16 protein-coding genes are annotated in these 20,641 nt (G+C 41.7%); 8 read left to right on the top strand and 8 right to left on the bottom strand.

The window, feature by feature from the left end:
• Nucleotides 1-181 precede the first annotated feature (181 nt).
• Both U2718_RS09755 and U2718_RS09760 read right to left on the bottom strand, forming a co-directional pair.
• The gene (locus U2718_RS09755) at nucleotides 182-988 is read right to left on the bottom strand and encodes an inositol monophosphatase family protein (RefSeq protein WP_341998197.1); all 807 of its coding nucleotides are present in this window, start codon (nucleotides 986-988) and stop codon (nucleotides 182-184) included.
• A 104-nt stretch (nucleotides 989-1,092) separates the two neighbouring features.
• Nucleotides 1,093-2,532, bottom strand: coding sequence for a BCD family MFS transporter (locus U2718_RS09760; RefSeq protein ID WP_341998198.1), 1,440 nt, complete (start codon nucleotides 2,530-2,532; stop codon nucleotides 1,093-1,095).
• Between the two features lie 253 nt (nucleotides 2,533-2,785).
• Between U2718_RS09760 and U2718_RS09765 the strand changes: the two genes are divergently transcribed.
• Entirely contained in the window at nucleotides 2,786-3,736 is a 951-nt protein-coding gene (locus U2718_RS09765; protein WP_341998200.1) for an aldo/keto reductase, read from the top strand.
• A 112-nt stretch (nucleotides 3,737-3,848) separates the two neighbouring features.
• Here U2718_RS09765 and U2718_RS09770 read toward each other — a convergent pair whose 3' ends face one another.
• The gene (locus U2718_RS09770; RefSeq protein ID WP_341998202.1) at nucleotides 3,849-5,393 is read right to left on the bottom strand and encodes a DEAD/DEAH box helicase; all 1,545 of its coding nucleotides are present in this window, start codon (nucleotides 5,391-5,393) and stop codon (nucleotides 3,849-3,851) included.
• Nucleotides 5,394-5,538: 145 nt separating this feature from the next.
• Nucleotides 5,539-6,855 carry a 30S ribosomal protein S12 methylthiotransferase RimO gene (gene rimO / locus U2718_RS09775; protein WP_341998250.1) on the bottom strand — a complete coding sequence of 439 codons (1,317 nt, stop codon included), beginning with the start codon at nucleotides 6,853-6,855 and terminating at the stop codon, nucleotides 5,539-5,541.
• 1,007 nt (nucleotides 6,856-7,862) lie between these two features.
• Here rimO and btpA point away from each other — a divergent pair.
• The 4 genes from btpA to U2718_RS09795 all read left to right on the top strand — a co-directional run bounded on the left by btpA (nucleotide 7,863) and on the right by U2718_RS09795 (nucleotide 13,553).
• On the top strand, nucleotides 7,863-8,711 hold the full coding sequence (btpA, locus tag U2718_RS09780; protein WP_341998251.1) for a photosystem I biogenesis protein BtpA: 849 nt from the start codon (nucleotides 7,863-7,865) through the stop codon (nucleotides 8,709-8,711).
• Nucleotides 8,712-8,785: 74 nt separating this feature from the next.
• Complete coding sequence (locus U2718_RS09785) at nucleotides 8,786-9,769, top strand: vitamin K epoxide reductase family protein (protein ID WP_341998206.1); 984 nt, start codon at nucleotides 8,786-8,788, stop codon at nucleotides 9,767-9,769.
• Nucleotides 9,770-10,420: 651 nt separating this feature from the next.
• A complete protein-coding gene (locus tag U2718_RS09790) occupies nucleotides 10,421-12,622 on the top strand; it encodes a CHASE2 domain-containing protein (RefSeq protein WP_341998208.1) in 2,202 nt (733 codons plus the stop codon).
• Nucleotides 12,623-13,307: 685 nt separating this feature from the next.
• Nucleotides 13,308-13,553, top strand: a complete 246-nt coding sequence (locus U2718_RS09795; protein WP_341998210.1) for a hypothetical protein — start codon at nucleotides 13,308-13,310, stop codon at nucleotides 13,551-13,553.
• Nucleotides 13,554-13,747: 194 nt separating this feature from the next.
• On the opposite strand, the gene nadB is transcribed toward U2718_RS09795, so the two are convergent.
• The 4 genes from nadB to U2718_RS09815 all read right to left on the bottom strand — a co-directional run bounded on the left by nadB (nucleotide 13,748) and on the right by U2718_RS09815 (nucleotide 17,717).
• On the bottom strand, nucleotides 13,748-15,436 hold the full coding sequence (gene nadB / locus U2718_RS09800) for an L-aspartate oxidase (RefSeq protein ID WP_341998211.1): 1,689 nt from the start codon (nucleotides 15,434-15,436) through the stop codon (nucleotides 13,748-13,750).
• A 207-nt stretch (nucleotides 15,437-15,643) separates the two neighbouring features.
• Nucleotides 15,644-16,087, bottom strand: a complete 444-nt coding sequence (gene psbU / locus U2718_RS09805; protein WP_341998212.1) for a photosystem II complex extrinsic protein PsbU — start codon at nucleotides 16,085-16,087, stop codon at nucleotides 15,644-15,646.
• A 591-nt stretch (nucleotides 16,088-16,678) separates the two neighbouring features.
• Complete coding sequence (locus U2718_RS09810) at nucleotides 16,679-17,083, bottom strand: ExbD/TolR family protein (protein WP_289793946.1); 405 nt, start codon at nucleotides 17,081-17,083, stop codon at nucleotides 16,679-16,681.
• Complete coding sequence (locus U2718_RS09815) at nucleotides 17,067-17,717, bottom strand: MotA/TolQ/ExbB proton channel family protein (RefSeq protein WP_341998214.1); 651 nt, start codon at nucleotides 17,715-17,717, stop codon at nucleotides 17,067-17,069. Before U2718_RS09815 ends, U2718_RS09810 begins: the two co-directional genes overlap by 17 nt.
• Before the next feature lie 303 nt (nucleotides 17,718-18,020).
• On the opposite strand from U2718_RS09815, the gene U2718_RS09820 reads away from it, so the two are divergent.
• The 3 genes from U2718_RS09820 to U2718_RS09830 all read left to right on the top strand — a co-directional run bounded on the left by U2718_RS09820 (nucleotide 18,021) and on the right by U2718_RS09830 (nucleotide 20,639).
• Nucleotides 18,021-19,460 carry an energy transducer TonB gene (locus U2718_RS09820; RefSeq protein WP_341998216.1) on the top strand — a complete coding sequence of 480 codons (1,440 nt, stop codon included), beginning with the start codon at nucleotides 18,021-18,023 and terminating at the stop codon, nucleotides 19,458-19,460.
• A gap of 461 nt (nucleotides 19,461-19,921) precedes the next feature.
• Nucleotides 19,922-20,479 (top strand): AMIN domain-containing protein, encoded by a 558-nt coding sequence (locus U2718_RS09825; RefSeq protein ID WP_341998218.1) that lies wholly within the window; start codon nucleotides 19,922-19,924, stop codon nucleotides 20,477-20,479.
• Between the two features lies 1 nt (nucleotide 20,480).
• Nucleotides 20,481-20,639 carry a hypothetical protein gene (locus U2718_RS09830; protein ID WP_341998220.1) on the top strand — a complete coding sequence of 53 codons (159 nt, stop codon included), beginning with the start codon at nucleotides 20,481-20,483 and terminating at the stop codon, nucleotides 20,637-20,639.
• Nucleotides 20,640-20,641: the final 2 nt, after the last annotated feature.

The following is a 20,641-nucleotide window of genomic DNA, read 5'->3' on the forward strand; positions in this document are numbered from 1 at the left end:
TTACTTCTTTCCCGCTTGAAGAATACCTAATCGAACTGGGAGAGTTTTTTTAACAAACCACAAAGAACACAAAGGACACAAAGAAATAGGTAATTTTGGCGAGAAGGAACTAATTCCTATTAGAGATTAAAAACCACTAAAATCTATTAGCCATTAGCTATTAACCATTAACTATTAACCATTAACCTTTCAATTCATCCAAAAACGGCATAAACACAGACACCAAATCTGGACGACTGACAACTAAAGTAGGAAAAGAGCGATCGCTATAATCAACTCCTGATAATAATGGAAACGGTTCTGACTTGAGCGATACCCAGGTTCCGCCAGCAGCCTGAGCTATTACCCAAGCACCCGCCATATCCCAAACTTTTGGTGTCGCTTCTACACTGCCCAATACCGCCCCCGTACCCACTGTTAGAAAGTTATAGCTAGCAACACCCAACATTCTAATTTTGCAGGGAAAACCTTTTTGGATCACCGAGAGGCTGCGAGAACAGAGGTTAAAAAAGTGGTTATTGCTAGGAGCATCACTACTAGTGTAGATGGAATGGTGATTGCGAAAAGCACCTGTGGGTACTGCTAAACCCGATGAACCTTCCCAGAAGCCATAAAAAGCTTCGTCTGTTGGTGGTAAGTAAACATAACCAAATATTGGCACTCCTTGATACAGCAAACCCAAAGAAATCGCCCAAATGGGAATGCCGCGTGTAAAGTTGGTAGTGCCATCTAAAGGATCAATTACCCAGCACCATTCTGTACCAGGAAAAACCTTGTCACCCTCTTCACTCAAAATACCGTAACCGGGAAAAGTAGAAGCGATCGCATCCCGCAGTTCTTGATCCGCCCATTGATCGGCACGTGTTACCAAAGTACCATCAGCTTTCTGTAAAGCCTGCACTTGCCCAAAATCTTGCATTAACTGCTTACCCACTCTAGCGGTAGTGGATTGGGCAAATTCCAAAATTGTAGTCCAAAATTCTGTCATGTAAGGAGTAGGGACTAGGGACTAGGGACTGGGGACTAGGGACTAGGCATTAGAGGAATTTTAGATTTATTTCACATCCAATATTTCTAGCCCCCTAAATAATATCAATCTAATTCGCTTTCCAAAATAGATGCGATCGCAGCTTTGGCATTCTGCTGAAATTCTGTGATGTTAACGCGTGCTAATAGCCCCAACGCTATCAGCATACCCACAGCCTGTGTCGCAAACACTAACCCATAGGCTAATACTGGTGTTTCTAGTATGGTTTTACCCACATTTAAGACTGCACCACCAGATACCGTTGCCAGCGCCCGTGCTAGCGCCTGCGCCAATCCCCAAGCACCAATAAATGTCCCGGCGGTTTCCGCAGCCGTCAGATCCAGCATCAAACTGAGCGCTCCGGTTGTGGTAACACCAGAAGCAAAACCAAACAAGATTAAACTCCATTGCAAGAATTTGGGATTAGCAGTTGTCCCTGCCAAAATAATTATGAATAAACAAACTGCTACGCCAATGCATCCCAGCTTAGTTGTATTTTTCTTTCCCAAACGTGGGGCAATCAAAAAACCTGTCAAACTCAAGCCAAGCAGTGTACCTACACCAAAAAAAGCATTGAGAGTTGTGGTTTGAGCGATCGTCATTTTAAAGACTTCGCCGCCATAGGGTTCTAAAATTGCATCTTGCATAAACAAGCTGATACTCATAATCAGCAAAAAAGTGAAAAATATCCCTGTCTGGCGGCTAGCAGTTAACACCCGCATTGCCATGCCCAAAGTAATCTTATCTTCTCGGTCAATCACTGTGGAGCGTATACCATAGCGGGAATATTTCTTTTCCACACCGACTGTTGATAGTAAGCACAATCCAAAAGCGATCGCTGGAACAATCAAAAACAAGCGGTTGATTTGGGCTTGCACTTGCTCTAAAGGAGCATCCAAGGCAATTTGCTTGAGTAAACCGCTACTTATTATCGCTCCGATGATAATTCCTACCATCAGCATCGACCAAACAATTCCCACTAATTTTGAGCGATTATCTTCATCAGAAACGTCAACAAGCAATGCCGCAAAAGGTGTAGAACTGGCACTAATAGCAATGCCGTAGAGGGCAAACATCAAAGCTAAAAGCGCCACCCACCCTGAAGTTTGAGTTGTCCAATTTCCTGAGCGTAAGCTAAAACCAAGTTGCCAAACTACTTGAACGGCAAAGAAAGAAACGATCGCAAATAAAGCCGCACCCACCCAAACATAGCCAGTACGGTGATAACCCAACAAAGTTTTAGAGTCTGACATTTGCCCAAACCAGACTCGTACCGGAGCCACGAATTGATACATTGCGATCGTGCCAGCAGCAATCAAGGCTGGTACTTGCAATTCTTCAATCATGACTCGATTCAGCACTCCCAATGTCAGAATTGACATTATGCCTAATGCCATTTGAAATAAGCCCAGACGAAACATCACGGGCAGCTTAACCTTGGGAATAGATGAGTCAGGTACAGACTGGTTTGATTCAGAATTGGGTGACACATCGCTAGTTTCCATAGCCGCTCTCAACCAAAACAGCAAAATTACTTCACAATTATCAAGATAACTGTTAGTGAGGAGATAGGGAACAGGGGATAGGGGGACACGGAGATAAGGGGACGCAGTGACGCGGAGAGGATATTTCTCCTACTCTCCCTCTCTCCCCCTCTCCCACTCCTCTTCCTTCTACCCTCTGCCTTCTAGCGATCGCAATCTATTATGTGAAGTTAAACTAAGAAAGTAAACAAATGTAAACAAATATTTCTTGAAAGTGGAAAATATCACATTAGGACAAAACGGGCCAGTTGTGAAACCCTTGTGTATTGGTACTTGGGCTTGGGGCGATAAGCTATTTTGGAATTATGGCAATGATTATGGCCCACAAGAGTTGCAAGCTGCTTTTGATGCAGCTATTGAAGCTGGCATCACGTTTTTTGATACTGCTGAGGTATATGGATTTGGAGTCTCTGAACAATTGCTGGGGCAATTCATGCAAAAAACCGAACAGAAGATGCAGATTGCTACCAAATATGGCCCTTTTCCTTGGCGGATAACAAATCAATCTGTTGCCGATGCCTTAACAGAGAGCCTCAAGCGCTTGCAGGTTCAAAAAGTAGCCTTGTACCAAGTACATTGGCCTTTTACCTTTTTCATGAGCCAAGAAACCCTAATGAATGCCCTAGCAGATGAAGTGGAACAGGGCAGAATTGAGACAGTGGGTGTAAGTAATTACTCAGCACAGCAAATACGAGAAGCACACCAAATTTTAGCTCGTCGTGGTATACCCTTAGCTGTTAATCAAGTGCGCTATTCTTTACTGACTCGCCAAATCGAAACTAACGGCATTCTCGACACTGTCCGTGAATTGGGCATAACAATTTTGGCGTACAGCCCTTTGGCTCAAGGACTACTTACTGGCAAATACACTCCTAATAGCAGCGAAACTCCTAGTGGTGCCAGAAAAATAGATCCAAGATTTAATCAAGAGGGCTTGCAAAAAATAGAACCAGTAATATCTTTGCTACGTCAGTTAGGGGAAAAACACAAACGTACTCCTGCCCAAGTAGCTTTGAATTGGCTAATTGCCCAAGGCAACGTTATTCCTATTGCTGGAGCAAAAACAGCCCAGCAAGTACGAGATAACGCTGGCGCGCTGGGTTGGCAATTAACTGATGATGAAATCACCCAGCTAGAAAAACTTAGTCGTCCTTGGCTGAAGTAATAAGGTCAAGTCGCTACATACAACAACCATCCAAAGTCTATAGTCAACAGTCTAGTGTTTTTTCACCAATAATTAAGTTTTGGCTATGGACTATTGACTAACGACAAAATAATTACGAGGCTGATTCGCTAGCTGTAGGAGAACCTAACTTCTTCGGAGTGATTGAATGTTCACGCCGTGCCGTCCGTAATTTAGGCTTGGGAGTACCGTGTTTGTCTACATCGTTTGCACGTGTGTCTGAAGAACTCCAAGAGGAACGACGAGAGCGATTGTCGCCGTTTCCTTCGCGACGCCCATGCCGCAATTTAGGTTTGGATGAATGGTTGATTTCCTCTTCTAGAAAATCAGCTTCTGATTGTAGCCAAGCAGGGCGAGTTTGATCGTAAGCAATTTGTAATGCTGCTGCGGCGATCGCATGAGCATCATATTGCTCACTCAATTGACTAACAATGGTCAAAAATGAAGCCATCCGTTCACCAGCCAAAGCTTCTTGCACTTGAACTTGCAGTTTTTCTAACTGCCGTGCTTCTATTTGCGCCCGTGTCGGAATTGACAACACTTGCCAATTCTGACGCACGTGACGTTCAAACAATTGCTGTTTGCGCCGCTCAAATGGCTGTACTAGAGTAATTGCTGTACCTTCTTTTCCTGCACGTCCTGTACGACCGATACGGTGGACGTAAGTTTCTACACTATCAGGTAAATCAAAGTTGATCACGTGTGATAATTGGTCAACATCTAAACCCCGTGCAGCAATATCAGTAGCTACTACCCAACGCACTTGACGATTGCGGAACCGTGTCAATAACCGTTCCCGTGCCTGTTGTGACAAATCGCCGTGATATTCATCAACACTATGTCCAGCAGCTTGCAATTGGTTAGTCAGTTCAGCCGCAGTGCGTCTGGTGCGAACAAAGATGAGAGCTGACTCTGGATCTTCCATTTCCAAGATTGGCTGCAAAGCTTTGACTTTTGACCATTGGCGTGGCACTACGTAAGCTACTTGATTAATTTTGTTGGGAGCCGCTTTTGGTTGTTCAACAGTAACTGTTACAGGATCGTTGAGAAACTTATTAACCAACTGTCTAATTGACGGTGGCATCGTCGCTGAAAATAAAGCTGTCTGCCGCTCTCGTGGAGCCTGAGACAGAATTTTCTCAACATCATCAATAAAGCCCATGCTTAACATTTCATCGGCTTCATCTAACACAAACCATTTCACTCGATCTAATTTCAGGCTGCCCCGCTCTAGCAAATCAATCACCCGTCCTGGCGTACCCACAACAATGTGAACGCCACGTTTTAGTTGTAAAATTTGACGGTCAATTGATTGACCACCATAAATTGCTAAAACACGCAGTCCTTGGTTACTAATAAACTCACAGACAGCATTTTGGACTTGAATTGCCAACTCACGAGTTGGAGTCAAAATTAAGGCTTGTACCGCCTTTTGACTAACATCCAGCCGCTCCAAAATTGGCAGAGAAAAAGCTGCTGTTTTACCTGTACCAGTTTGGGATTGACCTACTACATCGCGACCAGCTAAAAGTTGTGGAATCGCTTGTGCTTGAATATTTGTTGGTGCGGTAAAACCAAGTTTTTCTAGTTGCTCAATGAGCTCTGGTGAAATGCCTAGTTCTTGAAATAAAAGGGTCATCAACTCTCCTATGTTTTAGATTGAATTTTTATCAGTTAGTAGGGGCGGATTTAAAGAGAAATTGTCGGTTTTAACTGAAAAATAATCAATGAAACCCGCCCTTATAGTGGATAGTAGTTAGTGGTAGATAACCAGCTAATAAATACTAACTACTAGCAATTCCATACAAGTCGTATGTATCAGCTTCTTTGATAGTTACTGGTACAATTGTTCCCAATCTTGCAGTTCCTTGAACGTAAACTTGCCCATCCACTTCTGGAGCAAATCTGGCAGAACGACCGACTAATTCCCCTGTTTGAGGATGTTCTTGCTCGATTAATACATCAACTACTTTGCCAACTTCCTGCTGATTTTTCTGATAAGAAATTGGCTGTTGTAATTCCATCAATACGTCTCGCCGCTCATCCTTTAATTCTTGCGGCAACTGATTGGGTAAGTTGTAAGCTGGTGTTCCTTCCTCTGCTGAAAACGCAAAAACACCAACGTGATCGAATTTATGGCGCTCTACGAACTGCAATAGATGCTCAAAATGCGCCTCTGTTTCACCAGGAAAACCGACAATAAAAGTAGTCCGTAGCACTGCTTGTGGTAGTGCTTTCTTGATGCGTTCAATAATCGCATCGTTCACCTGCCCTTGCCAAGGACGATTCATTGCCCGGAGAATCTCAGGGTGGGAATGTTGCAATGGCAGATCCAGATATGGTAGAACATTGGGCGTTTCTTGAATTGCCGCAATTACATCTGGAGTTAGGCCTGTAGGATAGGCGTAGTGCATCCGAATCCACGGTACATCTACTTTGCCCAAAACGCGGAGCAATTCGCCTAATTTAGGCTTCCCGTAGATATCTAGACCATAATTAGTCGTGATTTGGGAAATCAAAATGATTTCCTGCACTCCTTGATCCGCAAGCTGTTGTGCTTCGCCAACAATCGATTCTACCGTCCGCGATCGCTGATTTCCCCGCAGATACGGGATGATACAAAACGCACAACGATAATCACATCCTTCGGCTACCCTCAAATAGGCTACGCCTTCGGTTGTAGTACGATAACGCGGTGTATTTTCGTCACCTATGTAAGTTGGCTCGGCGCTAATCTGTTTAACGCGTTCACCTTGTTCTGCCCGCTCAATTACATCTACTATTTTGTGGTAGTCACCTGTCCCTACCACAGCCACAGCTTCGGGTAACTCCTCCAACAACTGCTCCTGGAAATGCTGCGCCATACAGCCGGTAATGACGATTTTTTTATTTGCTTCTGCCAGTTCCACCAAAATTCTGACAGATTCTTGACGAGCTGCTGCAATAAAACTACAAGTATTGACAATAACGTAATCTGCTAACTCTTCATTATTATCTACGCCATAGCCTGCTTCTACCAGCAGTCCAAGCATATGCTCTGTATCAATTCGATTCTTTTCGCAACCCAGGTGAGAAATTGCAATCGTTGGTTTGTCACCCATACTATAAAAAATTTTTTCAGTTTTGTTGTTTCGTCCAACGCTCAAACTCCAAATTCCAATTCCGGACATCTTTAAAATTGAAGAAACAGGCCTCTTCAACAATGCCCGCAAAAGTCATAAGCACTCACTGGAATGTCTAATCCCAATGAATATAAAGGATCAATAAGGATCGTGCTATGATATGTCTACAATTCTGTTTTCCAAGGGAAAAACATACGACCTTCAGGCAAAATAGACAGTTATAAGTTTTGTTAAGCAAATCGCCTTATGGTATTTTACATTACCGTGGCGCGTGCGTCGTGAATCTACTCTACCCTAAAGGGAGCCACTTTACCCTACAGGGTGTGTGGTGAGAAGTCGCTGCCATATTAGGAAAATACGCACAAAACCACGCCTTGTATGGCGGTAATGCTACCATTTTATTCAGAACCTCGTCTGACTAAATGATGACAGCTAGGTGATGAAAGGCTAGTTGCCTGTTCAACGTGAAACAGCCACCTTGTAGGAAGCGCCTTGGATTTGGGGGTTAACCATCAATGGAAACCACCAAAAACGCGACCACCTCACTGCTTGGCGTCGTGTGCGTCTTGTGAGTTGCAAACTCCTCTTGTAGCCAGTTTTTATCTTAACATATCTTATGGAAGGTTTGACGCCAATTTCCATCCCAAGGGGGAAGCAGTAAACCAACCAAATACAAAACAAATTTGAAGAGTTAGTCAAAAGTCAAGAGTCCAAAGTCCAAAATTAATATTCCAAAGGTCATAGTCTATAGGATTTTAACCATTGACTGTACCAACTTTAGATTGAAGAAAAGCCGATTTTAGATTTTTTTGGTTCATGCCCCGTCCCTAGTGGGCGGAAAAAATCCAAAATTTAAAATCCCCAAGCCCGTACCCTTATGATCGGGGTCAATCTAAAATCTAAAATCTAAAATCCAAAATTTTTTGACGAATGACGATTGATTATTGACGATTGGCTGTGGACTTTGTGTAGCTTTATTTAAAGACGTGGACTTATATCAGCTATTTAACACCCAAAAACCGATTATTGGTGTAGTTCATTTACTACCGCTACCAACCTCACCCCGTTGGGGAGGTAGCCTCAAAGTAGTGATTGATCGTGCCGAGCAGGAAGCAACAGCTTTGGCTAGTGGAGGAGTTAACGGCATCATAGTGGAAAATTTTTTCGATGCACCGTTTCCGAAGAACCAAGTTGATCCTGCTGTTGTGAGTGCAATGACTGTGGTGGTGCAGCGCATACAAAATTTGGTGACGTTGCCGATTGGAATTAATGTTTTACGTAACGATGCCAAAAGTGCAATGGCAATAGCCAGTTGTGTGAAAGCACAATTCATCCGCGTCAACGTGCTTACTGGTGCAATGGCAACCGATCAGGGTTTAATTGAAGGCGAAGCCCATCACCTGCTACGCTATCGACGGGAGTTGGGTAGTGATATCAAAATTTTCGCTGATGTTTTGGTCAAGCACGCCCGCCCTTTGAGTTCCCCAAATCTAACTGTCGCCGTACAAGATACTATTGAGCGTGGTTTAGCAGACGCTGTGATTTTGTCTGGATGGGCTACTGGCAGTCCACCAAATCTGGAAGATTTAGAATTGGCTTCACAAGCAGCAGCAGGTACGCCCGTATTTATTGGTAGTGGAGCTTCTTGGGAAAATATTGCTACATTAATGCAGGCAGCAGATGGGGCGATCGTGTCTAGTTCCTTGAAACGACAAGGTCGTCGCGAGCAACCGATTGATCCGATTCGCGTTAGTCAATTTGTGGATGCTGCACACCGTAGTTGGAACTCCAAAGGTGATAGCAAATCTATTTCTTCTATGAGCATACAATCATAAAACTGGCTAATGGCTAATTACTAATTGCGTTAGCCATTAGCAATCAGCAATCACTAATTTACCGATTCTTGCCTATGAGTCGCCGCCGTTCTATTCCTTGGATTCATCGCCGATCGCGTTTGTTAATTGCTGCGATCGCTGTTTGTGGTGCTTTAACAACAGCTTATTTGACAGTAGTAAAGTTTACTCAAAACTCTGCTGCGTGTCCTACCCAAAGTTGCGATCTTGTACTGCAAAGCGAATATGCTACTGTTTTTGGGCTGCCTTTAGCCTTATTCGGGTTTTTGGCTTATACCAGTATGGTGATTTTTGCTTTGGCTCCTTTGGCTGTTGATCCCATTAAACAGAAAGATACTCGTATCAAGGTAGAAAATTTGACTTGGTTACTGCTACTAGCAGGTGCGATCGCCATGTCGGTTTTCAGTGGTTACTTGATGTACCTGTTATTTTTCAAAATTCAAGCACTCTGTATTTACTGTCTTGGTTCAGCAATTTTCTCCCTAAGTATGTTGGTACTAACTATTATTGGTCGTACTTGGGAGGACTTAGGGCAAATCTTTTTTACTGCCGTGATTGTGGGCATGGTGACTTTGATTGGCACGTTGGGTGTTTATGCTAATGTCGGTCAAAGTAGCACTGATGTGATTCTTAACGAAAGACCCGGTCAAACAACAGAAGTCACCTTCAAACCAACCAAACAAGCTAAACCAGGAGTTGGTTGGGAAGTTACCACCACTTCTGGTGAAGCAGAAATCGCTTTAGCAAGTCATCTCTCGAAAATAGGTGCAAAGGAATATATCGCGTGGTGGTGTCCTCATTGTCACGAACAAAAACTACTTTTTGGTAAAGAGGCTTACAGCAAACTCAATTCTATAGATTGCGCTCCTGCTGATCATCCCAATCTTCAAAAAGATGAATGTAAAGCAGCTGGGATTCAGAGTTATCCCACTTGGATCATCAACGGTAAAACTCATGCAGGAGTATTAAGCTTAGAGGAGTTAGCGAAAATTTCTGGTTATACAGGGCCTAGTAACTTCAGGTATACTTTGCGTCGTTAAACAAATTAGAGATTACTTGTATAATTTTACTCTTAAGATTCGACCAGTTATACATTTACATAGCGTATAACTGGTTGACTTTTTTTGCTTCTTACTAGACAAGATTTAGTGATAATAGTAAGTTTTTTTACAAGTTTATCAGATTTAAACTTTAGTATTTATACTTAAGTTCTTATCACATCCATAACTCATTAAATTGATGCTTTCAAAGCACTCACTTTTTTAGAGTTTGCATCTCCAATCTCTTGACAGTTAGTGTTTTTAGGCTAAGAAATAGTTGCTCAACAAGTGCAACAGAAATTCATAGTTCTGGTTTGCCATTTTGACTTGCCGATTTGATGTTTCTATTAGTACTCTTTTGTTATCTCTCATCTAAATAAGTTTAGGTATAACTTATGCCAATGAGCGCAATGAATAAAAATATTACTATGCCAGATTTTGAGTGTCTTGAGATTAAAAAATGACAAAAATAAGCTTAAAAAGCGATTTATGAGTCGAAAACCCCCATTTTATAAATATGTCTTTCACTTATGGGTAATTTAGTATACGTGTGAGTAAAAAATAAGAATCTTCAGTGGAGAGTTAAGTGGTACATATAAGCTCCGAGAGGAGAGCGTTTAGGAGGCAGTATTTTCAGGACAGGTACTAGAGATGATTAAACATCTAGACAAGCGTCTGATGAAGTTATTGTTGACGCTCAAACAATACCTACGTTCCCCACACAGGGAATGTATAACTGCCTCCAGCATTGCAATTTGCGTGCTAATATTACGTTCTTTGGGATTTTTACAATCTTTAGAGTGGGCAGTTTTAGATCAATCCTTTCAATTGCGTCCAACTGAAACGCCAGAAGAACGGATTGTCATTGTAGCAATTGATGAAGCTTTTTTACGCCAATCAGGTTCTTGGCCTATTCCAGATGGCATCATTGCCGATGTTTTACAAAAATTAAACGCTTATAGTCCACGTGCTATTGGTTTAAATATTTATAGGGATTTAAAAGTAGAGCCTGGACATGAGAATTTGGTGGCAGCTTATAGATCGATGCCGAACTTAATTGGCATTGAATTACTGTCGAATACAAAAAATGTGAATGTGTCGCCTCCATTAGAACTTAGTCGGCTTAATCAAGTAGGTTTTAACAACGTACTACTTGATACTGATGGCAAAGTACGTCGTAGCTTGTTGTATTGGCACATTGAGAATCAAGCACGCGAAAGTTTTGCTCTCAAGCTAGCAAAGCTATATTTGCAGCCAGAAGGCATTGAACCTAAAAAAGCAGCAGGCAATTCTAAGTACTTGCAGTTGGGCAAAGCAGTGTTTCATCGCTTTCAACCAAATGATGGAGCTTATGTGAATGCAGATAACAGGGGCTATCAAATTTTGTCCAATTTCCCCAAATTAGCTTGCAGAAATCCATTACTAGAAATTTGCGGTTTTCGCAAAGTATCTATGCAGGCTGTATTAGCTAACGAAGTACCAGAAGAATGGATTCGCGATCGCATTGTTCTGATTGGTTCTACCGCACCCAGTCTCCAGGATTTTGTCTTAATTCCCTACTCTAACCGTTTGGTAGGTACGGTAAAGCCGATCTCAGGCATAGAACTACAAGGTTATTTTATCAGTGAGTTAATTCGTGCGGCTTTAGAAGGAAGACCGTTAATAAAAGTTTGGCCTGAGCCTGTAGAGTGGTTGTGGGTTTTTAGTTGGGCTTATATGGGTGCTGCTACAAGTTGGCGAGTACGGCGTTTTGGCAGAAGCATCTTCGGGATTGTGCTGTTTTGTTACGTGTTGGTAGGCAGTGCCTACGTGGCTTTTTTATTTAGTTGGTGGATACCGCTTGTACCTGCATTGCTGAGTTTGAGTGGTTCAGCTATTGCTATTACTTTGCAAGTTGCTCAAATGCAGGAAGAGTTGAAACGCTCTAAAGAGTTTTTACATCAAGTTATTAATACAATTGCTGATCCAATTTTTGTTAAAAATGAAAAACATCAGTTGATTGTTTTAAATGAAGCTTATTGTCAATTAATTGGTTACCCTAAACAGATGTTGCTGGAAAAATCAGACTATGATTTTTTCCCTAAACATGAGGCTGATGTATTTCGGTGGCAAGATGAGTTAGTGTTTAAGTCTCAGCAAGCTCAGGAGCATGAAGAAGAACTTACTGATGCTAGTGGTAGAACTTATCTGATCTCAACTAAGCGATCGCTCCACAAGGATGGGGCAGGTAATTTATTTTTAGTCGGTGTAATTCGCGATATTACTAAACGTAAGTTGCGAGAAGAAGAACTCAAACGTACCGCTGCTGAGTTATTTCGCTCCAATAACGAATTAAAACTACAAGAAGATCGTTTGCGTTATTTGGCATATCACGATGCTTTGACAGGTTTACCAAATCGTAAGTTTTTTGCCGAACAACTGCGTGAATCGATTGAGTGGGCAAAAAATCATAATTTATTACTTGGACTGTTATTTATTGATTTGGATGGTTTTAAGCAAGTCAACGATACTCTCGGACACGAGATTGGCGATCGCTTATTAATTACAGTGGGGCAAAGGTTAAACAACTGTTTACGCGGTAGTGATACTGTTTCCCGTTTTGGCGGTGATGAATTTACTGTGATTTTACGGGCAATTCCCAGGGTAGAAGTAGCTACTAAAGTTGCTGAAAAAATTTTAGCAACGATTACTGAGCCAATTGTCTTGGACGGTCATATCACCAAAGTATCAGCCAGTATTGGCATTAGCGTTTACCCAACTGACACTCATGATTATGAAACTCTAATCAAACAAGCCGATACTGCTATGTACAGAGCCAAACATCTCGGTAAAAATCGCTATGAATTTGCTTAATTTTTTAATTTTTCTTTGTGCAAGTAAATTTTCTAAGTAATTATATTTAATTAGTAAATATATTTTGACAGCAATCAGTTAAGTAACTGCTCACGCAAAAATATATTTATGTATCTTTTATGTATATAAATGTCATTCAGCGGTAAACTTCAGTTGATCTTGAAAAGCAATAATACTTATATATACTTAATTTACGTAATTTTACTTATATTTTCTTTATCTTAAAAAGGGTAATAGTAAATTATCATCAAATAAAAGCTGCCAAAATGGCAACGTTAAAGCATAAAAATTAGATATTTTCACTGATAAGTACCCTACGTGAGGAAATTAAGGCAATAAGACGTAATGTCTATGATTTTGGATGTAGAAAATACAGGTTTTAATACCAAAATATTAAATTTGTATTAAAATGATTCAAGTAATCAATGTTATCGTGGTTTTTCATGGAGAGCTAATACTTTCGATAGATGCAATTTTCTGCTGAAACGTAATATAAGGTTATAAAGTTGACTAAGCATAAGCAAAAGCAGCGGCTTATATAGTAAGTCGCAAACTCTGGTCTATGGGTGTACTAAGTAATTATACCAGAGAAAAATCCAGTATTGTCAAAATTTTAACTAAATAAAGTTCTTTGTCACAACCAATACTAGTTTTAGAAAGTTTGCAAAGGGTTGATTGAGGATTTATGGGGACTAGCTTGAAAATTACTTATGCTGTTTTGTGTGTTATTGGAGCTACTTTAATAATTCTCAAAAATGCTGATCGTGCTTGGACTTATGTCAGTAACAAGGAAAGTAGAAGTAGTTTAGTTAGTCTGCAAATAGATTTTCAAATCACCAAAGGCACAATTGCTAATGCTAAGTTAGATAGCGAGTATGAACCACCAAATTATGGTGGCCCTGATAGTTCTTATGGGAGTGCTACTCGTTAATTAAAGCAGTTCCAAACAAGTTTTGAAATCATCGAGTGTCATGTTTGAGCTTGGGGAAAAATTACTTAGCATAAGTTTCTACACAAACGTAATTTCCTTACAATCAGGGTATAGGGATAAAGATTTCTTTACTCCATACCTTCATGCTCTTGCACCTGTTTTCAAGTGAGATATTATGATTTGTTATTTTCAACTCACTTTACTACAGGAGATTTCCACCAATTGTGATCCTCTACGAGTGTGTGAACTTGCCAGCGAGGATCAGGATGAGGATAGTCTAACCGATAGTGTCCTCCTCGACTTTCGGTTCTAAAAGCAGCACTTTTAAGAATTAAATAAGCCACATCTAATAGATTGCGAGTTTCTGCCCACAGGCGCAAATGCCGCTCCCAATCAGGTTTTGTGAAAGTAACTGATTGTTTAGGAGCTAAAGAAAGCAAAAATTGGCTCAATTTTAAGCTGGCAAAATCTTGCTGCCAAGATTCTATAGTCGCGATCGCTGTTTCCAACCCTGATTGTTCCCGACAAATACCAGCATTTTGCCAAACTAAACGTGATATTTTCTCCCGCAGTTTTTCTAAGTATTTTTGCTGAGTTTGCCACTCACTCTCAGACAGGGCAAAGGTTAATGATTGAGGCTGAAATTCTGACTTTTGTTGTTCATTCTCGCTTCTTGGCAATTCATGTTTGAGATGTGCCATCTGTGCACCAAACACAATGCATTCGAGTAAAGAATTACTTGCCAGACGATTTGCACCATGTACTCCAGTACTAGCAGTTTCTCCTACAGCGTACAAACCAGGAATATTTGTGCGATTCATCAGATCAGTAAGAATACCACCCATCCAGTAATGGGCAGCAGGGGCGACAGGAATTGGTTCACAGAAGACATCTATACCCCAGTGCTTACAGACTTTAATAATATTGGGAAAGCGATGGCGAATTTGATCAGGAGGAATGGGACGCATATCCAACCATACGTGAGCAGTAGCTAAATCGGTAGCAGTGCGTTGCAAATGACTAAAAATTGCTCGACTCACCACATCTCTGGGAGCCAGTTCACCATCGGGGTGATAGTCAAAGGCAAAACGTCGCCCTTGATTATCTACAAGATGTGCTCCCTCGCCACGTACAGCCTCACTAATTAAAAAGCGGTCAGCCCCAGGTTTAGTTAAAGCTGTAGGATGGAATTGCACAAACTCTAAATCTCTTAGAATTGCCCCAGCTCGCCATGCGATCGCTACCCCATCTCCTGTACTCACATCTGGGTTAGTAGTTTGGGCAAATACTTGCCCGCCGCCACCTGTTGCCAGTACGATAGCATCACTTTTGATCCATCTAATTTGATTTTGATAGAACAAGCTAATTCCTTGAGCATGCCCAGTTTGCGGATGTAACCATAAACTCAACGCCAAAGCTTGTTGAATCACTTGAATATTTTGGCGGCGCAATACTTGAGCAGTCAGAGTAGTTATTACTTCCCTGCCCGTGGTGTCAGCGGCGTGAAGAACGCGGTGTTTGGAGTGGGCAGCTTCTAATGTTAAAGCTAACTCGTTGTTGTGACGGTCAAAAGCTACTCCTAAATTTACTAAAGATTGAATGCCGCGAGGAGCATGTTCGGCAAGGAATTCAACGACTGAGCGATCGCACAAACCCGCGCCCGCTGTGATTGTATCTTCAACGTGTAGTTTCGGTGAATCGTCTGGGGCGATCGCCGCAGCAATGCCACCCTGCGCCCAATCACTAGCCGATAGAGAAACGGTTTTTTTAGTAATCAAACCTACTCGCAAAGATTCAGGCAAACACAGCGCTGTATACAATCCAGCAGCGCCAGCGCCGACAATTAAAACATCAAATTGGTTAGGGATATTTATTTGCTGCAAGGTATGGAGTAGTAGATGAGAAAATTTAAAAATTAACTATAAAAAGATGAAGAATGATAACTACTTCATTCCTCATCCTATCTAATAGGAAGACGCCTAGAGGGCGTCTACAAAATTTAGTATTGTCGTATTTTTTTGCTTCCCATCCCACTCCCCTCTGAAAAGGAGTGGGTTGATGATTAAGAAATTAACTGCTATTGCGGTTCTCTATCTATAGATACCGTTGTTATAGCGGTCAAATCCTTCGGTATATACAGTTTCTACCGGGTTAACGGTAAATTTATCTAAATTAGCTTCCAGGATTTGTTTTTGGCGATCGCTCAATCCTTTAATCTTTAACACATCCTCTACGTTATCGTAAGGAGCATTTTGGATGATCTTGCCTGCCAAGGTGGGATACAATCCTGGATATTTCTGAAAAGCTCGAACATTAGTATTGTTCAAATCAATTTTTTGACCATACACATCTGCCAGCTTGGCGTCTGCGGGGTTCCGCAAAGTTCTTGTTCCCTCAACTGCCAGAACTGAGACTGATGGTAAAGCAAAACTGTTAAGGTTGGTAGCTTTGGCAATCTGAGGGTTACCCAGCCATACCAAGCATCCTAAAAACAACAAACTAAAAACTGTTAATAAACGCACCAATCCTCTCACGATTTTTTTACCTCTTTCATCAAACCGGAATAAAAGCTTTAAGCTAAGAGCGTCCAACTCAAAGATTTCAACGCTACAGACACCTATTTTGTAGGGTAGTAAGAAGTTTTGAAGTCAACTCAGCTATCAAGATGATAGCTTTTAGGTGTTTCTTTTTAATTCATCCTACCCCAAGGCTGTAGTATAGGCTACAGTCTGGCAAAGTGCTGCTTTTAAGGCATCTATATTTTTATTGTTTATCTTTAGAGTTGATAGCTGACTAGCTTAATCAACACAGCAGTCATTAGAAACTAATATACAGCGTATTAATGTCCACAATATTTGCTATTACTGGATCTGATCGAAGTTTTGCCAAAAAAAATTTTAGATTTTTTTAACTGATTTGAGCCAAAAGTCCTATCAATCTAACTTTTAATGGGATATCTTTGGGTATTTTATCTTTTTTCTAGCTTTACGCTTATTTACAAAAAATTTGGCGGGTTGCTTCCTCTACTCAGTGTTGGTAACAGCCCACCAATATGCACTTCCATCCCAAAATTCACGAAATCGCACCTTTGCCAGATCTAAAGGGGTGATTGAGCGGAAAACTAGTTATGGTTTCTGGGTTGCGATCGCGAGCTTTGCACCTTCAACCTGTCGTACCCGATCCATGACTGCCACAACCTGCCCATGATTTACTTTCTCATCGGCATTAATAATCACCAGTGCTTCTTTGTTAGAGCCTACCAAAGTCCGCAATTGCTCTGTCAATGTTTCGATTGTTGTTGATTGACGATTAAGGCTAATTTGTCCTTTATCATCAAGGGTTATAGTGATTTTAGTCGGAACTTGTGCTCGTTGAGATGTTGTTGCTTTCGGTAAATTTACTGGTAACCCATCACTTCGGGTTAAAAACAGTGTTGACATGATAAAAAACGTCAAAATCGCAAATATAACATCAATCATCGGTACAATGTTAATCTGCGGTGGCATTTCTGCTTCATCTTGTAGACGCATAAACCATTTCTCCTCGTTCATAGCGACGACGGTAGAGTAGTTCTAACTGTCCGCCGTATTCTTGAATTAATGCCATCTGCCGTTGATATAGTCCCCGAAAAGTATTTGCAAATAAGAGTGTAAATATTGCCACCACCAATCCCGCTGCTGTAGAGACCAGAGCTTCACTAATACCACTAGTCACACCTGCTGTTTGTTGCCCTCCTACATCACCAAGATTTAGAGAAGAAAAGGAAGTAATCAACCCTAGAACAGTTCCCAATAGTCCAAGTAGCGGTGCTAGAGAGACAATCGTGTCAAAAATATTACTAAATCGTTTGAGAGAAGGTATTTCTGCTTGTGCTTCACTTTCTAACGCCAAACGAAATTCTTCTGGAGTCGGTTGCTCTAGCTCCAAAGCTGCAAGAAAAATCCGGGCGATCGGTAAGTCAGCATTCTTCTTTAGCTTGTCGAAAGCACCAACGATGTTATCTAGACGATAAAGATTTAATACTTCTTTTACCACGCGGTTTTGGCGATGAGTGATGCGATACCAAAAACGAAAACGTTCAATAATCAGGGCAACTGCCAACACGGAAAAAGCCAGCAGAGGCCACATAACTATGCCACCTGCTGTAAATAGTCTACTAATCATGTGTTGTTCCTAAACTAAATCAATAACCCAAATTTAAGAGTATCAGGTTATTTCAATCAAATGATAGATTTTCTCAAAAACAATATGATAAATAGAATATAATGTCAAGTTCTATATAGTTTTTATGACAAACTTTATTAAAATTTAGATATTATCTACCGTTATCAGTATTGATTTATCGCCTTACATAAGCATTCTTGTACCCTAAATTATCACATATACACTGCTACTAATTCCTGCTTGACTTTGATCTACAAGCATTTTAACCTGATAAAGTTAGTGATAATAGGTAGCAACAGAATTATGAGTGTTTCTAGTGTCGCTGGTCTACAGCGAGAGAAAGAAGCTAAAGCTCTGAAGTCTTTTTTGACTTTCAGCATAGTTGGCTCACTAATGCTACATATCGGTGTCTTAGCCTCTGGTATTGTGAATCTGTTGACTAGAGTGCCAGACTTGGAAGAAGAACCCATTGAATTGACTTTCGTTGAGCCGGAGACACCGGAAACACCAGAACCACCAAAAGAGCCTGTTAGAGAGACAAAAGTTACACCCATCCAGCCTCCTGTCAAAGTACAAACTCCACTTGAACCACCTGTTAAGCCAGTACCCCAACCAATTACTCCTGCACAAAGACCAGTATCACAACCAGTAAGACAAGATCCACCTGTTGCTAAAGCTCCACAGCAACCAGTTGAACCAGCAAAACCAACTGTCACTACACCTCAGCAAACTACTGCTACCAACACGACTCCTGTTCTGACGCAGCCTAGCAATAATGAATTGAGTGCACAGTTGAGAGGTATCAGAGACTCTAGAAGTGTTCAAGAAAGTGTTGGAGTTTCAGAGAAACCAGTAGCTACTAGCCCAAGCTCTACGGTTACTTTTGGTACGAGAACTGGAAGTGGTGAACGTAGAAAGCGCGAGACATTCGCTACCGCACCAACACCTCCAAGAATACCTACTGAATCCAATCGTGGTTCTGGCGATGGTCGTGCGGCTTGCCGTGAATGCAACACCAAATATCCAGAACAAGCCAGGCGACGAGGTGTTGAAGGTAGGGTTGAAGTTGCTGTTGATACAGATGATAAAGGTAATGTCACAAATGTTCGGTTAACCAGATCGAGTGGAAATCGTCAATTAGATGAAGCTCATCTCAGACAAGCACGTGATTGGAAATTAAAACCCTCAGAAGCTGGTAGACAAGGAGTGACAATTGGAACTGAATATGCAATTCAAGGTTCACGACGTTACCGTAATGTTCAAGAACAGAAGAAAAGAAGACAAATAGAACAGAGAAATCGGGAAAACGTAGCAGCGCAACAACGCAGACAGCGTTTGGAAGCAACATCAGGTAGCAATACAGACGTTCCTACTTCTAGTAGGAGGCGGCGAAGATTGGAAGCTCCTGCACAACAAACTGCTGCTCCCAGAAATACAGAATCTGGATTTAATCGTCTTCCACAACGTCAAAATGTAGGAACTACTTCCCCAACTAGGACGCAAACAACTACACCAGCTCGTCAGCGTTTAAGAGAATCTCTACGTCAGACACCACAAAATAATGTGGAGAGGAATTCCGCTAGTACTTCGCAACCAAACCAAATTCGACGGCGGCGACGGCAGCAAGGATCATCATCAAGCAATAGCAGTGCAAATAGGTTACGGGATGCTCTACGCCGTAACAATCAGCCATCTGCACCTGCCTCTACAACACCAACTACTCCCAATAATGGTGGGGGATAAATAGCACACTCAACAGTATAAAGTCACCGTGTGGTCAAGCGATCGCTTAACACAGAGTGTTAACAACCGTTCTTTTAGAGCAATTTCCCTGTCATCTCCAGTGACAGGGAATACTTTTATTCTAGAAAACCCCTTGGTAACATACGAGCGATCGCACAGTGGTATCAGGGTTTAGGGGTGTAGGAGAAACAAACCTCTTTCATTTTTGGCGGGTGAAACTTGTTTCATAGGGACTGCCTACCTACGCTCTTGCGCGCAGCGACTTGGTGCAAGTAGCCACTACCAACGGATACGCCGTACCTACCCTACCCTGCGGGAACCCCTTTCGGGGAACGGGAACAGCTTCGCTGAACGGAAGCCGCTAGCTAACGCAACGCCTGACGGCGAACGCGTCTACCGCGTCTACGTGTCTACTGCCTCCAGCATAGCTGTCTTGTTTATTAAGAGTGTGAGGAAAAGAAATGAAAAACCTGCAATTCATTAATTCTTTATGGCTAGCTAGTGTAGTATTTGTACTTTTGACACCAGGAGTATCGGCAGGTGAAGCAAAACACTCATCGGTTTACAATTCAGATATTCATCTATTACGGGAATTAAATCTTCCCCTGCCCAGGGCTGCACTTTTGCTTGCACAACAATCAACTCAGGCAGAAACAGTCAAAGTTACAGGGGTAAAATTGAATTCAACCGATACAGGCTTTGACGTGATCTTAAAAACCACAGAAGGCGCAAAACTACAAATTAATACTAACAGTAAAGGAAATACCTACATCGCTGAAATTCCCAATACACAGTTACAGGGGAATGCCTTTCGCCAAGCAAAACCAGTAGAGGGAATAACCGAGGTAACCGTAACAAATCAAGATGACAATTCTATCCGAGTTATGGTGCTTGGTTCAGCAGGTGCTCCCAAGATTGAATTATTTGACAGTGATAAGGGTTTAATTTTTGCAGTGACACCACTTGTATTGCCTGTGGAGCCACAACAGCCGAAGCCCCATTCCACCTACAGCACCTAACATGAGGGGTGCTAAAACAGGGGGAATCTTCCAAATTTCTGAGCGACAAAGCGTTTGGAAGAATTTCTTCAGGAGATGGTGCTTCGGTTTTGAGTTAGCGATCGCCCAGCGTGTGCAAATTGCGGTAAGCGGAGCTATGCCGTTAGGCTTATCGCTATGAAT

Origin of the sequence: Chlorogloeopsis sp. ULAP02 (genome assembly GCF_038404745.2) — a bacterium.
In the GTDB taxonomy this organism is placed as follows: Bacteria; Cyanobacteriota; Cyanobacteriia; order Cyanobacteriales; family Nostocaceae; genus Chlorogloeopsis.

Excerpts from the sequence above, each read along its gene's own strand:
- U2718_RS09755 (WP_341998197.1), bottom strand. The coding sequence starts at position 988 with ATGACAGAATTTTGGACTACAATTTTGGAATTTGCCCAATCCACTACC.
- U2718_RS09760 (WP_341998198.1), bottom strand. The coding sequence starts at position 2,532 with ATGGAAACTAGCGATGTGTCACCCAATTCTGAATCAAACCAGTCTGTA.
- U2718_RS09770 (WP_341998202.1), bottom strand. The coding sequence starts at position 5,393 with ATGACCCTTTTATTTCAAGAACTAGGCATTTCACCAGAGCTCATTGAG.
- rimO (WP_341998250.1), bottom strand. The coding sequence starts at position 6,855 with ATGGGTGACAAACCAACGATTGCAATTTCTCACCTGGGTTGCGAAAAG.
- U2718_RS09785 (WP_341998206.1), top strand. The coding sequence starts at position 8,786 with ATGAGTCGCCGCCGTTCTATTCCTTGGATTCATCGCCGATCGCGTTTG.
- U2718_RS09790 (WP_341998208.1), top strand. The coding sequence starts at position 10,421 with ATGATTAAACATCTAGACAAGCGTCTGATGAAGTTATTGTTGACGCTC.
- U2718_RS09795 (WP_341998210.1), top strand. The coding sequence starts at position 13,308 with ATGGGGACTAGCTTGAAAATTACTTATGCTGTTTTGTGTGTTATTGGA.
- U2718_RS09810 (WP_289793946.1), bottom strand. The coding sequence starts at position 17,083 with ATGCGTCTACAAGATGAAGCAGAAATGCCACCGCAGATTAACATTGTA.
- U2718_RS09815 (WP_341998214.1), bottom strand. The coding sequence starts at position 17,717 with ATGATTAGTAGACTATTTACAGCAGGTGGCATAGTTATGTGGCCTCTG.
- U2718_RS09820 (WP_341998216.1), top strand. The coding sequence starts at position 18,021 with ATGAGTGTTTCTAGTGTCGCTGGTCTACAGCGAGAGAAAGAAGCTAAA.
- U2718_RS09825 (WP_341998218.1), top strand. The coding sequence starts at position 19,922 with ATGAAAAACCTGCAATTCATTAATTCTTTATGGCTAGCTAGTGTAGTA.
- U2718_RS09830 (WP_341998220.1), top strand. The coding sequence starts at position 20,481 with ATGAGGGGTGCTAAAACAGGGGGAATCTTCCAAATTTCTGAGCGACAA.